Genomic DNA, 15088 nt, shown 5'->3' with positions numbered 1-15088 from the left:
AATGATATTGAAGCATTTGAAAAGCAGTGGTATATCATTTTTATCACTGCTTTTTTTATGTATTCTGCACACCCCTCCCCTTTTTTCACAATCTCCGATATCCATTTCTGAACCTGTAGAAGGTGATCTGAAAATTCTTGCTGTGATGGTAGAATTTCAGCCCGATGAGAATCCATACACTTCAGGTAACGGAACGTTTGATGATGGCGCTGTTTCATATCTTGAAAATCCCGGCACCAATATCGACGCTCTTCCCCATAATCGGCAGTACTTTGAAGCTCATCTGGAGTTTACCAAAAACTACTTCCAGCGAATGTCTGATGGTAAGTTAATCATCGAATACTTTGTACTGCCTGAGATCGTCCGACTTCCGAAGGAGATGGCCGAATACTCCCCCATTGGGCCTGAACCAGACCTTTCCATTTTATCAGAACTTACAAAGGATGTATGGGAGTCACTTTCAGAGGTTGAGGTTCCCAACAGCTTTATTGGGGAAAACACCGCTTTTGTGATTTTTCATGCAGGAATCGGGAGGGATATTGAGCTAACGGGAACCACTCTGAACAGAACTCCCCAGGATATTCCCTCCGTTTATTTGAGCCAATCGGCGCTGGCTGACATGTTTGATGATCCGAATTTTTCCGGTTTTCCACTTCAAAACGGCGACCTATTGGTTTCAAATACACTTATACTGCCCCGGACTCTTACCCGTGCCGGAGAAGAGATCAGTGGCGAAACTTTTGTGATTCCGCTCTCCATCAACGGCATGCTGACTGCCCAGATTGGCAGTCATCTGGGGCTGCCGGATCTATTTAATACAGAAACAGGTCAGTCCGGTATCGGCCGGTTTGGATTGATGGACGGTGCAGGTATCTTTGCATACAACGGGTTATTCCCTCCGGAGATGTCTGCCTGGGAGAAGATCTATCTTGGCTGGACAACTCCTTTCAGTGTAGACCCACTTTTGGATAACACCGTAACCCTTCCGGCATCCTACTTAAGAGAGCCAAACAGCATTGCAAGAATTAATCTCTCGGTTAACGAATACTACCTGATTGAGAACCGGCACAGGGATCCGGTTGACGAGGGAATTAGCATCACAATCCAAAGGGATGACGGGACAACCGTTGTGCAGCAGTTTTCGAATCTGGATGACCTGTTTGTCAATCAGGTTAGCGGTTTTGATGAACTTCTTGAACCCGGGGTTATTACTGACGTCTCAAATTTTGATTTTGCCCTGCCCGGAGGATACGATGAATCCAATGACCGGCATCTGAACGGGGGAATTCTCATCTGGCACGTTGATGAATCCGTAATCGGTCAAAAAATTGATCAAAACCGGATAAACAGTAATCCCAATCGACGGGGAATCTCGTTAGTTGAAGCTGACGGCGCCCAAGATATCGGCCGGCCGGTATCAGCCGGTCTGTTCCAAAATCCATCCAACGGCTCACCATTTGATTTTTGGTGGAGTGGAAATAACGCAACAGTGATAACTCAGACTGGAGAAATCACCCTTTATCAAAACAGATTTGGCCCTGTTACAACTCCTGCTAACAGAAGTCATTCGGGTTCACCGGCCTCTTTCGAACTTTTCGACTTTTCTGATAACCTGGTTCATGCATCGTTCTCCATTCAGCCTGCTTCACTCGATTCAGATTTTTACACACTCATCGAATCACGATCTGACCTTGATATTGAGCCGTTTACCCCATCAGACGACACCTACTTTAATCACTATCCACTTTCACTTTTCCCGGATTCTGACGGCAACTCACTTTTTATTACAGGAAGGAATGGGGTTCAGGTGTACAATACACAAACAGGCCAACTGAGTGATCGGTTAAGCACAGTTGAAAAGATCCAGCAACCACTTTTTGTTTCAGACAGCTATCAACTCTTCATCGCCTCTGCACCGGCCGAACCCGAACAGTCATTAATAAATATTGAAAGATATCAATTTGATAGTGTGGATTGGCAAGTTGTGTCAGAATTTTCAGTCCCCTCAAATCGGGGAAATATCAGCAGCGTTGAACCGGGAATCCTCGATTTAGACGGAATTCCTTTTCGATATGATCTGCAATCAGGTGTGGCATTTCCAACACAGAATCGGATCATTTATAGAACAGAAACTGATGCCGGTGCATTTGCACAAATTTCAGAAGAGGAGTTCATCCTCTCTTATCCGGGCGGAACTGTTTCACACCCCCTATTTAATATCCAAGATTATGAACGGCTCTATGCCGGATTAATCCGTAGTAGTAGCAAGGCTCCATCCTTTTATCTGCTTGAAGGTAATAATCTGAATCTTTATTCAGATTCCGACGGCTATTCAAGCCATATTCAAATCTCGAAAAGCAGTGCTATCTCCCGGCCTGCTGTTACCGACCTGACCGGAGATGGCAATCCCGACTTTATCTTCATTAACGTTGAAGAGCAAAAACTGCATGCGGTCAACTCAAATGGAGCGATGATCAGCCACTTCCCAATCTCTCCAAAACCTGGTATTTCATTCATGGGAACGCCTCTGATTGCTGACTTGAATGGAGATGACGAGCTAAACATACTTGTTGCCGGTGTGGATGTATCTTCCCTTAATCTATACGCCTTCAATATGAACGGTGATTTGCTTGAGGGATTCCCGCTGCTTGTTGGCGGCTATAGCGATCTCAACCAAAACATTGTCAATCCCGTAATATTCAACACACACGTGGCGGCTGTAAGTCCGGCCGGTGATTTTAAACTATGGCATTTTCCGGCTCTGAAGGAAATCCGATGGGGGTCCGTCTATGGTAACACCGGCAATAATAAGTCAACGGCAACCATTCCTGACACTCAAGTTACTGAACCCGGTTTCACATTTCTAAACAAGGAGGAGACTTACAACTGGCCGAATCCTGCCAGAGATGAAACAACTATCCGGTTCCAAACGGATGGTGAAGCTGAAATTCGTATTCAAATCTCAACGCTTAGCGGGCGAACAATCTATCACAGAACTGTTCAAAGCCGGGGTGGATCGCCGGAAGAGATTACCGTTGACACCTCCGACTGGGCGAGCGGCGGTTATATCGCTCGAATCACAGCAAAGAATGGAAATAGAAGTGAAAGTAAACTGGTAAACATTGCGATTATTAAGTAGATGAACCAGCAAAATACATATCGCCTGTCATTTTTATTTCTTATTACGTTGCTAACGTGTGGAGTGATCAATGTACATGCGCAAGTCTCACCACAAAATTTTGAGTATCCGCACAATCACCTCCCCTGGTTTACCATTCAGAGCAATCATTTTCTGATACATTTTCAGGAAGGGAGTGAAGAGATTGCAAGGGTAAGTGCCGCCATTGCCGACGATGTTTATGAACCGATTACGGAACTATATCAGTTCAAACCAGAAAATAAAATCAGCATCGTTTTAAGAGACCGTGAGGATTACGCCAACGGAGCCGCATTCTTTTTTGATGACAAAATTGAGATCTGGATCCCACCGCTTGACACCCCTCTTCGCGGTACACACGATTGGCTTGAAAATGTAATTGCTCACGAGTTTACACATATGATACAACTCGGGGCTTCCATGAAACGCAGTAAAAATATTCCGGCAATCTATCTGCAGTGGCTTGCCTACGAAGATGTACGCAGACCGGATGTTCTCTATGGATTTCCGAGAGGTATCATTACTCATCCGTTTTCAACCGTGGCCATTCCTGCCTGGTTTGCCGAAGGTGCGGCTCAGTTTCAAAAAAAAGGCTGGGAACGTGATTTCTGGGATAGCCACAGAGATATGATTCTTCGGTCGGCACTGCTTGGTGACAATCATCACACCTTTCACGAAATGGGAGTTTTCACATCCAAAAATAGTTTGGAACGAGAACTAATCTATAACATGGGATTCGCTTTTACTGCTCACCTTGCCGGTCAGTTTGGCGAAGATGTACTCATGCAACTTTCACAAAAAGCTGCAGATGGAAGTCACTCAAACTTCAGCCGGGTAATAGAGTCTGTGCTGGGAAAGTCCGGTGAGGAACTTTTTAATGAATGGATCAGCCTAAAGCGTTCAGGGTATGTAGCACAACTGGGTCAAAAAGAGATTACAAGAACCGTTACGGTTGAAAAGAAGGGATTTTTCAACTTCTATCCACAGTGGAGTTCAGATGGCGAACGATTCGCCTACCTATCAAACCGAGGCAGGGATTCAGGGAACACATCCTTGATTATCAATGATAATGGTGAAATCATGGAGCTTGAAAATCAATCCCGTGAGTCTAACTTTACACAAGGTGAGCAGTACCAAATCAGTCACGGTTTTAGCAGTAATGCATCGCTCGATCTTATCAGCAGCCGATTTTCGTTCTCTCCGGATGGTTCGAAGATTATCTTTAGCAAGCGCGAAAAAAACCGATATGGTGAGTTTTATAACGATCTCTATCTATATGACATCGCCAACAGGAAAAGTAAACAGCTCACTTTTGACAAGCGGCTTCAGGATCCGGCATGGTCTGAAAGCGCAGATATAATTGCAGCCATTCAGTTGAAAAATGGCACTCAAAATCTCGTAATAATTGATCCGGAAACGGCCAGTATAGAGACGTTAACCGACTTTCAGGATCGTGAAACGATCTTTTCACCGATTTGGCACCCCGGCCGTGAAATCATCTATTTTTCTGCTGCAAAAGGCACATCCCGAAATCTCTACTCATACGATCTGTCAACTGCCCGCATGCACACAATTTTAGAGGATCGGTTCGTTGATTTCAGGGATCCATGGGTCGATTCAGTGGGAAAGTATCTCTACTTTTCAGCAGATCCGAACGGCATTTTTAATATCTACCGGCTCAATCTGACAAACCATCAAATGGAGAAAATGACGGAAGTACACGGGGGTGCATTTATGCCATTTGTACATGAGGGTGAGCTCTACTTTTCTGGGTACGGACCAGACGGTTACAAAATTGCCAAAACAGAATTGAAAAACGCGCATTTTGAGTTGAATCCCGCCTGGCAGTCCGACGAGTCTCAGCTCACTTCAATAAATGAAAGATCGGTTGATGAGGACACAGCAGAGAAATTTTCCATTGAACCTTATCAGGAAACATCGACCGGCCTGGCCGTCTACCCTGTCGTTCGGTTTGATAACTACACGCAATTAAACGGAGGCAATGGAGCACTCATCCGATCCGGTAAGTTTGGCTCTCTCACACAAAATTTATGGCGAGATTTAAAAGTTGGCGCCTACTTTTCTATACGTGATGTAACTGAAAACCTGGCAATTTTTGCAGGAGCTTTAATGGGTCCGGGTTCAAGATTGGCAGACAGTTTTTCCGGATACTTTAGTCCGGCCAGAATCAATCATCTCGATCGCGACCTTTTTCTGATTGCAGATTACCGTGGATTACCGTTCATAAAACGAAGCTGGTCGCCTACCCTGTCGATTGAACTTTATAACATGAAACGGAATGTTAAAAACGGGCTCGAAATAGAGGAATTTGCATGCACTTCCTGTCTTCCCCAATCCCGTTTTATCGATACACGATACTCCATCTGGGAAGCAAATCTGTTTTTGAGAAGCAAAATTAATCGCTGGAACTTGCTGGAACTGGGAGTTTCCTACTCCCCCTATACCGTTTCAAGTGATGGCTTCTTCTCTGAAGAATATAGAGAATTTATCCCCGGGTCCACTTCAGAGTATTTCAAAGGAACGACACTATCCGCAACCTGGTACACCGAAGCAATCAAACCGACACGACATTCAGACATCGCCCCAGAAGGCGTTAAAGCATCACTTGGTTATAAGTACCAGCCGGGGCGGCTTCTCGACAGATTTGAAGTAGAAGATGGAACACTCTCCCCCGCCTATAACCAAACCCAAAACCACTCCCTCGAGTTAATAAGTGCACTTGGTTTTCCATTAATGGGTCAATCAACCGGGCTCATTACCTCTCGAGCATTTGCCTACTTGAACAGTCCTGAAGATTACTTCTATCTTGACTACAACGGAGGATTGTCCGGACTGCGCTCCTATCCATTTTTTGCTGTTGGCGGACAACGCACAGCATTTTTACGAACGTCATTTATCACACCGCTCATTCAGGAAATCTACACACAGATTGGCCCATACACGCTTGACAAACTATACGCCCATCTCTACGCTGAAACTGGGAACGGCTGGGGCGGCCCGCTTGATATTGGAAACCAATTAAAATCAGGTATTGGAGCTGAGCTGAGATTTGCATTCAACAATGCCTATCTTTTCCCCATGAAATTTTTCCTGAATACTTCCTACGGGTTGAATCGGTTTGAAGTAACGCTACCGTCAGAATTTGTTACAACATCAGAATCAAATCGTATTCGTTACGGAAATGAACTACTGTTTTACTTTGGCTTAACCTTCGATTTTGATGTTCTATGAGCAAATGGCTGCTTCTTTTTATAATGATCGTTTTTCCATACGGCGCGCTTTCTCAAGAGGCCGTAAGCGTGGTTGTGCAGCCGACTTCGGAAGCAGAAATTTCGGTGCGAGATCTGCTGCCGTCAACCAATGTACTGGCATCAGAAAATAGAACTTCATTTTCTCTAAAACATCAGATCCGAACCGATCCCGGTGTTGCATTTTTAAGCTCCGCCTTTCTTCCGGGTTCAGCTCAGGCAGTGAACCAAAACTGGCTTCGTGCCGGCCTATTTGCAGCCCTTGAAGTTTCGGCTATCATCCTGACCATCGACAGGTATAACCGCGCCGGACGTTTAGAAACAAGGTATGAAGAGCAGGCTGACCAAAACTGGAGCGTGGTTCAGTATGCCCACTGGCTGGTTGAGTATCATGAAGTGCACAATCTGTCCAATCCACATATTGATGAGCTTAGAGACGAAATTGAAGGTGTTACACCGGCATTTGATCCATCTGTTGACTGGCAGGCAGTTGACATCACACTGCTCAGAGAGAGTGAACGAAACACTCGGTATATGACGACAGATGATCAGTCAGCCAGTCGGTTTTCTCACGCTCTGCCCGCATACGGTTCTCAGCAATATTATGAGCTGATTGCCAAATATTATCAATATCAGTCCGGATGGAGAGATTACCACGATTTCCATGATCAGCTTGGCCACACAGGTAATCGCTATAACCGGCGGTTTCTTTTCGACCGAAACGGATCACACGCAAGTTCTCTTTTCTGGCAATTTGCTGATGATGCCGAACGTTTTAATGATCTGTACAGATCGGGACGATCTTTTAAAATGCTTCTGGTGGCAAATCATGTTGTATCTGCGCTCGATGCACTGTTCACCGTTCAACTGAAACAAAACCGTATAGAAGCAACTCCAAGTATTGTACCGGGCCGTCAAATTAGTATGACAGTTCGTTTCTAAGAACAGATTGAAAATCGTATTTTTGACCCATGAAAACTTTGAAAAAACTCCTCACAAGCAAAACATTTTATCTCTCAATCGGCGGGTTGATTTCAGCCGGGGTAATTTTTGTACTGTTGATGGACTTTGTCATTATGCCGAAGTACACAAATTACAATGAAGGAGTAACCATTCCTGATGTAACCAAACTTTCACTGGAGGAAGCTGAATCACTTCTTACTGATTATGGACTCCGCTTTGAAGTTCATGACCGGAGAGCCCATTCTGCATATCCCGCCAACTATGTAATCGACCAGTCTCCCTCGCCACGGCAACTCGTTAAGCCGAACCGGAAAGTCTATTTAACGGTAAACACTGAGTCTACTCCCCAGGTTGAAGTTCCAAATGTGGTTAATCTGTCATATAGAAATGCACGACTTCAGCTCGAAAACAGCGGGCTAACCATTGGCTCCACAAGCTACGAATCCAATAGATTTAAAAATACCATTCTTCGCCAGTCTGTGGCCCCCGGTGACACGGTGGACCGAGGCACGGCCATAAACCTTGTTGTCAGTGACGGACTCGGTGCCCGCATCGTGGATGTCCCGCAGCTGGAAGGTTTACGGCTGACTGAAGCTCAGCAACAAATAATGCGAGCCGGATTACGTGTAGGCCCCATTCGCTTTGAGCCATCCAGAGATGTAACCCCCAATACAGTACTCTCTTTCAGCCCGAATGTAGCTGAACTTCAGGAAGGTGAAACCATTGAACTTGTTGTTGCAGAAAGATTCGACGCACGCGAAGAGTCAGAAACAGGAGCTATTATCGATGATACCACATCATCTACTCCACCCGATACATCACAAATTGATAATTCTGAAAATTAATTCCTATGAATTTTGACCTGCCGATCCTGGCACCTTCTATTCTTGCCGCTGATTTCACGAAACTTGGAGAAGAGTTAAATACCTGCTCTGAGTCCGGAATTAATTGGTTCCACTGCGACATTATGGATGGCCATTTTGTTCCCAATATCAGTTATGGGCCGGGAATTGTGAGCGCGGTTCGCCAAACCGTCCCCGAAGCATTTCTGGATGTTCACTTAATGATTGAAAATCCGGATCAATATATAGAAGATTTTGCCGATGCCGGGTCTGACCTGATTTCGGTTCACTACGAAGCGTGTCCCCACCTACATCGTACCATTCAGAATATTAAAGACCACGGCTGCATGGCCGGTGTAGTGATCAATCCGGCAACAAGTGTTGAACTGTTAAAGCCCATTTTACCTGATGTGGATCTGGCTCTAATCATGAGTGTAAATCCAGGTTTTGGCGGTCAGTCGTTCATTGAGGCTAGTTTTGATAAAGTAGAAGAGCTTCGTGATCTCAGAAGTGAACTACGTGCCGATTTCCTAATTGAAATTGACGGTGGAGTCGGAACCAAAAACATCCAAAAACTTGTTCAAAAAGGTGTAGATGTGCTTGTTGCCGGAAGCAGTGTTTTTAAAGCACCAAACATATCTGAGCGAATTGAAGAGTTGAATAGTCTGGCTCTAAAAGGTTCGGAGAAAGTCGTTTAAATCAACTTCACATAGATTTCTTACATTTCAAATTAAAGACTCACTAAATCAGTTATCACCTATCGAAACATCTCAACAACTCATCGAAAAAACGATCTTTATTAAAGATCTCGATCCGGTTGTCATTCTCGGATTTGGAGATGAACATCTGAATCAGCTTGACCGGGCTTTCCCTTCAACAAAAATAACTGCGAGGGGAAATCGTATTAAAATACTCGGCCCGCAGGCAGAAGTTGGTGCCATAGAAGATATAATGGGTGAAATGATTTCCATTGCTCGTCAGACCGGCAATATCAAGCCGGCAGACCTCTCTACCCTGCTTGCCCTTGCCAATAAATCTGAAAGTGATATTGGATCCGCTTCTCAGCGAAAACCATTTATTGAGGACAAAGGAGATGTGATCATTCACACCCACACCGGAGAGGCCATCACAGCCAAAACCGGCGGTCAACGAAATATTATTCGGGCTTCAGAAAAGAATGATATCCTCTTCGCCATCGGACCGGCCGGAACCGGGAAAACCTATACATCTGTAGCTTTGGCCGTAAAGGCACTTAAAGAGCGAAAAGTGAAGAAAATTATCCTGGCAAGACCTGCCGTAGAAGCCGGCGAAAATCTCGGTTTTCTCCCCGGAGATCTGAAAGAGAAAGTAGATCCTTATCTTCGCCCTCTGTACGATGCATTGGAAGAGATGATTGAGTTCGACAAACTGGAATTTCAGCTTGCAAAAAATACGATTGAGATTGCTCCGCTGGCCTACATGCGCGGGCGTACACTCAACAACGCCTTTGTTATTCTGGACGAGGCTCAGAACGCTACCAATACTCAAATGAAGATGTTTCTGACGCGTATCGGATTCAACAGCAGGGCGATCATCACCGGAGACATCACACAGACAGACCTCCCCAAACGACAAGAATCGGGGCTGATCTCAATTCAAAAAATCTTAAAGGACATTGAAGGTATTTCGTTTGTCTATCTCGATCAGTCGGATGTTGTGCGCCATAAGCTGGTTCGCGACATCATTGATGCCTACGAAAAATTTGAAAACAAGTAAGTCCGCTCACCAAATTCATTTTTAAACATTCATCACCATGAGCCGTGTACATGTAACCCCGCTATATGAAGGAACATTTTCTGTGGGACTCGATAAAGATTTCAAACGAATAAACAGGGATGATCCGCCAAACCAAGGTGCACTTAAGCTCTCAATCAATCCATTCCTCATACAGGACGGTGACCGAAACATACTCTTTGATGTTGGATTGGGCGATCTGTTCGGTGCTGATACATCCATCGACACAATTCTCGAAAACCTGGAAGAGCAGGATGTGGAAGATTTTGAGATCACAGACATTTTTGCGAGCCATCTTCATTTCGATCATATTGGAGGATTGGCTCATAGAAAAAATGGCTATTGGGAATTGACATTTCCTGAGGCAAAAGTATGGGTTTCGGGTCAAGAGTGGGAAAAACTGCGATCCATCATCGACAATAAAAGTGAAGATGAAATCGACTTTTTTAACTTTTTGGATGCTCATGCCGATTTAGGGTTTCTGAAGCAGGAAGGTAACCCGATTGAGTATGTTCGAACCAAAACTATTGGCGGGCATACCGAATTTCACCAGGCACTTTTTTATGAAAATGGAGAAAATAAATTTATTATGGCAGGTGATGTGGTTGGCCGAAGAAGTGCAATTAACCGCACATTTGAAGCCAAATACGATTTCGATCCCCAAAAGAGTTCTCAAAACCGGAAAGAACTTCAAAAGGTTGCATACAAAGAGGGATATACATTTTTAACCTACCACGAAACTGACCATCCGATGTTTAAACTAACCGGATTTGATGAAAATAAAGGTTACATCATAGAGAATGTATCATGACGAAACTTCCGAATTACATTGACGGGATTAAAAATTTTCTGACGGATAACGAATTCCCGGACAAGATTGAAGCAGTCGTAATTCTGGGGTCCGGTTTGGGTGATTTTTCGACCACAATTGATGAACCTTTTTCGGTTCCCTACAATCAAATTCCAAACTTTCCCCACTCCAGCGTGGCAGGCCATGCAGGTGAGCTTTTTACGGGCTTGGTGAATGGGAAGAAGGTTATCGCATTTTCGGGCCGATTTCATCATTATGAAGGATATCCGCTCTCTAAAACCGTACTGCCGGTTCACCTGGCCAAGGCGTTCAATGCGAAAAAACTAATCGTTTCCAATGCGGCCGGTGCCATTAACACCAATTTTAAGGTTGGCGATCTGATGGTTATCGACGATGTATTCCGGGTTTTTCATAAAGTAGCCCCGGCTCCCTCCGAACGCTTTCAGTATAATTTGCAGCAAACAGCAGACAGAGTTCGGGAAATTGCTGCATCGATCGGTTTGGAAGTACAGCGCGGCACCTACCTATTCGCAAAAGGACCAAGTTATGAGACCAAAGCAGAAATCAGGGCGTTTCGAGTGATGGGAGCGGATGTAGTAGGTATGAGTACGGCTCCGGAGCTAATCGAAGCATCCCGGTTGAATTTACCTGCTGCTGCCATATCGCTGGTCACCAATATGGCAGCCGGAGTTCTCAAACAGAAACTGGATCACTCCGAAGTGAAGGTTGCAGCCGAAAGCCGTAAAGAAGATTTTGCGCGGTTGGTTAATGAGCTTATTGATAGGCTTTGAGTGAAATTAGTTGACACCCCTCTTACTCTCCCCTTGTTAGGGGAAAACTTTTGGCAGATCAGAGCAGACTTTTCTGTTTTCCATACCGGTTCAGGTACTCTTTCAGTTTGACTTTTTTGCGAGTACTTTCACTGGTCATGTACCTCAATTTCCCAAAAATGGGTCTCTCCTGCCATGCCCGATCAAATCTTCCAAGGCACCAGAAAATACCGGAGTAACTGTTGGGATCACGCCCATCGATAGCGTACGTGTTGTTCAGATCAATCAGATATTGAGCCGCAGTCTCATAATCGGGCGTCCACTCAATCACTTTTTTTCCCCAGAGCATTCGCAGATAGTTATGGATAATGCCTTCTTCACGAAGCTGCGTTTGCGCTGCATTCCAGATCTCGTCATGTGTTTGTGAGTTTTTCAGTTCATCATAGCTGTAAACCCACTCCCTCGGGTCGTCACGGTGCTCATCCATTGTCTTCTGTACCCAATCGGGTAAACTGTCTATCCTGTCATAGTCAGCCCTGTGGTGGGCAAAATGAAAGCCAACTTCGCGCCACGTAATCACCTCATCCAGAAATCCGTCAATATTTGGATTGCCGTTAAAAAAACCTCCGGTTGATCCCTTATTAAAAGTGATCTTATCAAGGTCCCATCCATCTGGCTGATGATCGAGTACTGCCTTCACAATTTCGTACTCCGAAACTTTTCCAAAATGAAGCCAGGGGCTGAGCTGACTCGTTTTCTGTTCATCGGGATCATTGCGCTTTTCATCATACTCAAGCAAACCGTTTTTAATGAACTGCCCCATCATCCCCAAACCCGCAGAGCGGCCTCCCTGCCAGTCAATAGGCTTTACTGAATGATCAATATTCAGCTTAGAAATAAATCCCGGAATATTATATAACGCATTTTCAGCATCAGGGATGTTCTCAAAAAAAGCTTCAGGCAGATCTACTTGTTGACGATTTTCCAGATCATCCAGTGGATTCCGTTTTGGTGGATTCGTAAACGCCTCTATAAAATTCTTCTGCATGATTTTTCGGAAAAAATAGGCGCTGTATGGATCTTTATCTGTGAGGCCGAGTGGAATCAATCCGTTGCTATCAACAGTGATATACGGAATTATCATCTCTTTCGGATACTGTTCATTCCGTTTACGCATGATGAATACCGGATATTCATCAGTTAACAATAGTGACGCATTCGAAGCCAGATTTCTCAATAGTTTATCATACTGACCGGCCTTCTCTTCAACGAAAGAGATATAGTTCAAATCCAGATCCGTCGCATACTCCAAATGCTCCTTCATCCCCTGCATCATAAATGTGTGAGACCGGTCTGTAGCCCAGGGATAATCGCATGAAAATGCTTCCAGAATCAGAAGTGGTTTTCCCAGTTTATTGGCCCAGCCTACGGCGTACTCCAATGCAAAATTGTAGTGGAATCGCCGGTTGATCTGCATCCAGTAGAGAACATATTCTCCATCCGGATTTGGTTCTCTTTCGTTTCGTTTAAAGACTCTGTAGCTGTTGAAATTTTTCATAGAGTTGAAAACGATAATTTGAAATGAGGCATTCCAAAAACCTAAATAATAACATTGAGTCATCGAATGAAACTTAATCATCCGATGACTGCAAAATTCCTGTGCTTAAACCAACTCTTTCTGCTTCTCAGCTCTCTTTCTCTCGTTGTGATCCAGATAGAGCTTTCGGATTCGAAGACTCTTGGGTGTAACTTCGAGCAGTTCGTCATTATCAATAAACTCGATGCACTGCTCAAGACTCATTTTTTTAGCCTGTGAGATTTTTACTGAGTCGGCCGTTTGTGTAGCCCGGTGGTTCGTCAGGTTTTTCTTTTTCACTACATTCACAACCAGATCATCAGCTCGCTTATTGATCCCGACCACTTGCCCCATATAGACCGGATCTCCGGGCACAACGATAAACTGTCCGCGATCCTGTAGCCCTTCCAGGGCATACGGTGTCACATCCCCTTGCTCAAGTGAGATTAACGCACCGCGATTCCTGCCCGGAATCTCTCCTGCAAAAGGCTCATAGCCATCAAATTGCTGGTGCATAATTCCGGTACCTCGGGTTTCGGTCATCATCTCACCTCTAAAACCGATCAAGCCTCGCGAAGGCACTTTAAACTCAATACGGTGGTTTTCTCCTTCCTGAACCATGGAGGTCATGATCCCTTTACGTTTTTGAATATTATCGATCACCTTGTTGCTGTAATCGGAATGGACGTCAATGACCACCTCTTCAAACGGTTCATGGGTTTGACCGTCAATTTCTCTCAGTAGTACTTCCGGTCGGGAAACGGCAAACTCATACCCTTCCCGGCGCATTGTTTCAATCAGAATAGCCAATTGCAGCTCACCGCGTCCGGCCACTTTAAAAATATCCGGATTATCAGTCTGCTCTACCTGAATCGATACGTTGGTCCGAATCTCTTTGTGTAAACGATCCTTAATTTGGTTGGATGTCACATAATCCCCTTCACGCCCTGCAAAAGGTGAATTGTTTACACGAAAATACATCGCCATTGTAGGCTGATCGATATCGTAATACTCAATCGGAGTCGGATCTGAAACGTGAGTCAGTGTATCTCCTATCTCCACATCTTCATATCCGGCCATCGCAAAAATATCGCCCGCTAGCGCTTTATCAACCGGCTCTCGGTTCAATCCGTTAAACGTAAAAAGTTTTGTGGCTTTTGCTTTCACCTTCTGATTTCCCTTGCGATCCATCAGCACAATTTCCTGGTTGGTTTTGATGGTCCCCTGCTCCACTCGGCCAATCGCAATTCGCCCAACATAGTCGTTCCAGTCCACGCTGCTCACCAGCATTTTAAACGGGGCATCACTCACCTGTTCCGGTGCAGGAATATGATTTACGATCAGTTCAAAAAGCGGACTCAAATCTTCGTTGTCATCGTCCAGTTCAGTCTTTGCGATTCCATCAATTCCAATTGCGTACAGAACGGGAAAATCAAGCTGATCGTCATTTGCATCGAGTGACACAAAAAGGTCAAAAATTTCATTCAACACCGCATCAGGCCGAGCATCCTTCCGGTCAATTTTGTTGATGAGAACAATGGGCTGATATCCAAGCTCCAGAGACTTACGAAGCACAAATTTTGTCTGTGGTAATGGACCTTCAGCAGCATCTACCAGAAGAATTACACCGTTCACCATCTTCAAAATCCGCTCCACCTCACCGCCAAAATCGGCGTGACCCGGTGTATCTACGATATTGATTTTCGTGTCGTTCCACAGCACTGCCGTGTTTTTTGAGCTGATTGTGATTCCCTTCTCTTTTTCAAGGTCACCGGAGTCCATCACTCTCTCATCAACTTGTTGATTCTCTCTGAATGTACCGCTCTGCCGCAGCATCTGATCCACCAAGGTGGTTTTTCCGTGATCTACGTGGGCGATAATGGCTATGTTTCTGATATCTTGTGTCATAAAAATTGAAATTGAACTG

General features: G+C 44.8%; 10 protein-coding genes. 8 read left to right on the top strand and 2 right to left on the bottom strand.

The features are described from left to right. The first annotated feature begins 1 nt into the window (after window position 1). From BG260_RS02350 to BG260_RS02315, 8 genes are all read left to right on the top strand, one after another. On the top strand, window positions 2-3139 hold the full coding sequence (locus BG260_RS02350) for a T9SS-dependent M6-like inactivated metalloprotease (protein ID WP_069130331.1): 3138 nt from the start codon (window positions 2-4) through the stop codon (window positions 3137-3139). Beyond that, entirely contained in the window at window positions 3140-6409 is a 3270-nt protein-coding gene (locus BG260_RS02345; protein ID WP_069130330.1) for a TolB-like translocation protein, read from the top strand. Continuing rightward, window positions 6406-7368 (top strand): hypothetical protein, encoded by a 963-nt coding sequence (locus tag BG260_RS02340; protein ID WP_069130329.1) that lies wholly within the window; start codon window positions 6406-6408, stop codon window positions 7366-7368. Before BG260_RS02345 ends, BG260_RS02340 begins: the two co-directional genes overlap by 4 nt. A 29-nt stretch (window positions 7369-7397) precedes the next feature. Beyond that, window positions 7398-8234, top strand: coding sequence for a PASTA domain-containing protein (locus tag BG260_RS02335; protein WP_069130328.1), 837 nt, complete (start codon window positions 7398-7400; stop codon window positions 8232-8234). Between the two features lie 5 nt (window positions 8235-8239). Next, window positions 8240-8929 (top strand): ribulose-phosphate 3-epimerase, encoded by a 690-nt coding sequence (gene rpe / locus BG260_RS02330; protein WP_069130327.1) that lies wholly within the window; start codon window positions 8240-8242, stop codon window positions 8927-8929. A gap of 253 nt (window positions 8930-9182) precedes the next feature. Next, window positions 9183-9986, top strand: a complete 804-nt coding sequence (locus BG260_RS02325) for a PhoH family protein (protein ID WP_245683879.1) — start codon at window positions 9183-9185, stop codon at window positions 9984-9986. Between the two features lie 37 nt (window positions 9987-10023). After that, on the top strand, window positions 10024-10815 hold the full coding sequence (locus BG260_RS02320; protein ID WP_069130325.1) for an MBL fold metallo-hydrolase: 792 nt from the start codon (window positions 10024-10026) through the stop codon (window positions 10813-10815). Continuing rightward, window positions 10812-11606, top strand: coding sequence for a purine-nucleoside phosphorylase (locus tag BG260_RS02315; protein ID WP_069130324.1), 795 nt, complete (start codon window positions 10812-10814; stop codon window positions 11604-11606). Before BG260_RS02320 ends, BG260_RS02315 begins: the two co-directional genes overlap by 4 nt. 58 nt (window positions 11607-11664) lie before the next feature. On the opposite strand, the gene BG260_RS02310 is transcribed toward BG260_RS02315, so the two are convergent. Continuing rightward, complete coding sequence (locus tag BG260_RS02310; RefSeq protein WP_069130323.1) at window positions 11665-13143, bottom strand: hypothetical protein; 1479 nt, start codon at window positions 13141-13143, stop codon at window positions 11665-11667. A gap of 105 nt (window positions 13144-13248) precedes the next feature. Next, the gene (gene typA / locus BG260_RS02305) at window positions 13249-15069 is read right to left on the bottom strand and encodes a translational GTPase TypA (protein WP_069130322.1); all 1821 of its coding nucleotides are present in this window, start codon (window positions 15067-15069) and stop codon (window positions 13249-13251) included. Window positions 15070-15088 lie beyond the last annotated feature (19 nt).

The organism is Rhodohalobacter halophilus (assembly GCF_001715195.1).
Lineage (GTDB): Bacteria > Bacteroidota > Rhodothermia > Balneolales > Balneolaceae > Rhodohalobacter > Rhodohalobacter halophilus.
Note: the sequence above shows the minus strand (reverse complement) of the source record. Positions and strands in the feature narration are given on the sequence as shown.

Excerpts from the sequence above, each read along its gene's own strand:
- typA (WP_069130322.1), bottom strand. The coding sequence starts at position 15,069 with ATGACACAAGATATCAGAAACATAGCCATTATCGCCCACGTAGATCAC.
- BG260_RS02325 (WP_245683879.1), top strand. The coding sequence starts at position 9,183 with ATGGGTGAAATGATTTCCATTGCTCGTCAGACCGGCAATATCAAGCCG.
- BG260_RS02315 (WP_069130324.1), top strand. The coding sequence starts at position 10,812 with ATGACGAAACTTCCGAATTACATTGACGGGATTAAAAATTTTCTGACG.
- BG260_RS02350 (WP_069130331.1), top strand. The coding sequence starts at position 2 with ATGATATTGAAGCATTTGAAAAGCAGTGGTATATCATTTTTATCACTG.
- BG260_RS02310 (WP_069130323.1), bottom strand. The coding sequence starts at position 13,143 with ATGAAAAATTTCAACAGCTACAGAGTCTTTAAACGAAACGAAAGAGAA.
- rpe (WP_069130327.1), top strand. The coding sequence starts at position 8,240 with ATGAATTTTGACCTGCCGATCCTGGCACCTTCTATTCTTGCCGCTGAT.
- BG260_RS02320 (WP_069130325.1), top strand. The coding sequence starts at position 10,024 with ATGAGCCGTGTACATGTAACCCCGCTATATGAAGGAACATTTTCTGTG.
- BG260_RS02345 (WP_069130330.1), top strand. The coding sequence starts at position 3,140 with ATGAACCAGCAAAATACATATCGCCTGTCATTTTTATTTCTTATTACG.
- BG260_RS02340 (WP_069130329.1), top strand. The coding sequence starts at position 6,406 with ATGAGCAAATGGCTGCTTCTTTTTATAATGATCGTTTTTCCATACGGC.
- BG260_RS02335 (WP_069130328.1), top strand. The coding sequence starts at position 7,398 with ATGAAAACTTTGAAAAAACTCCTCACAAGCAAAACATTTTATCTCTCA.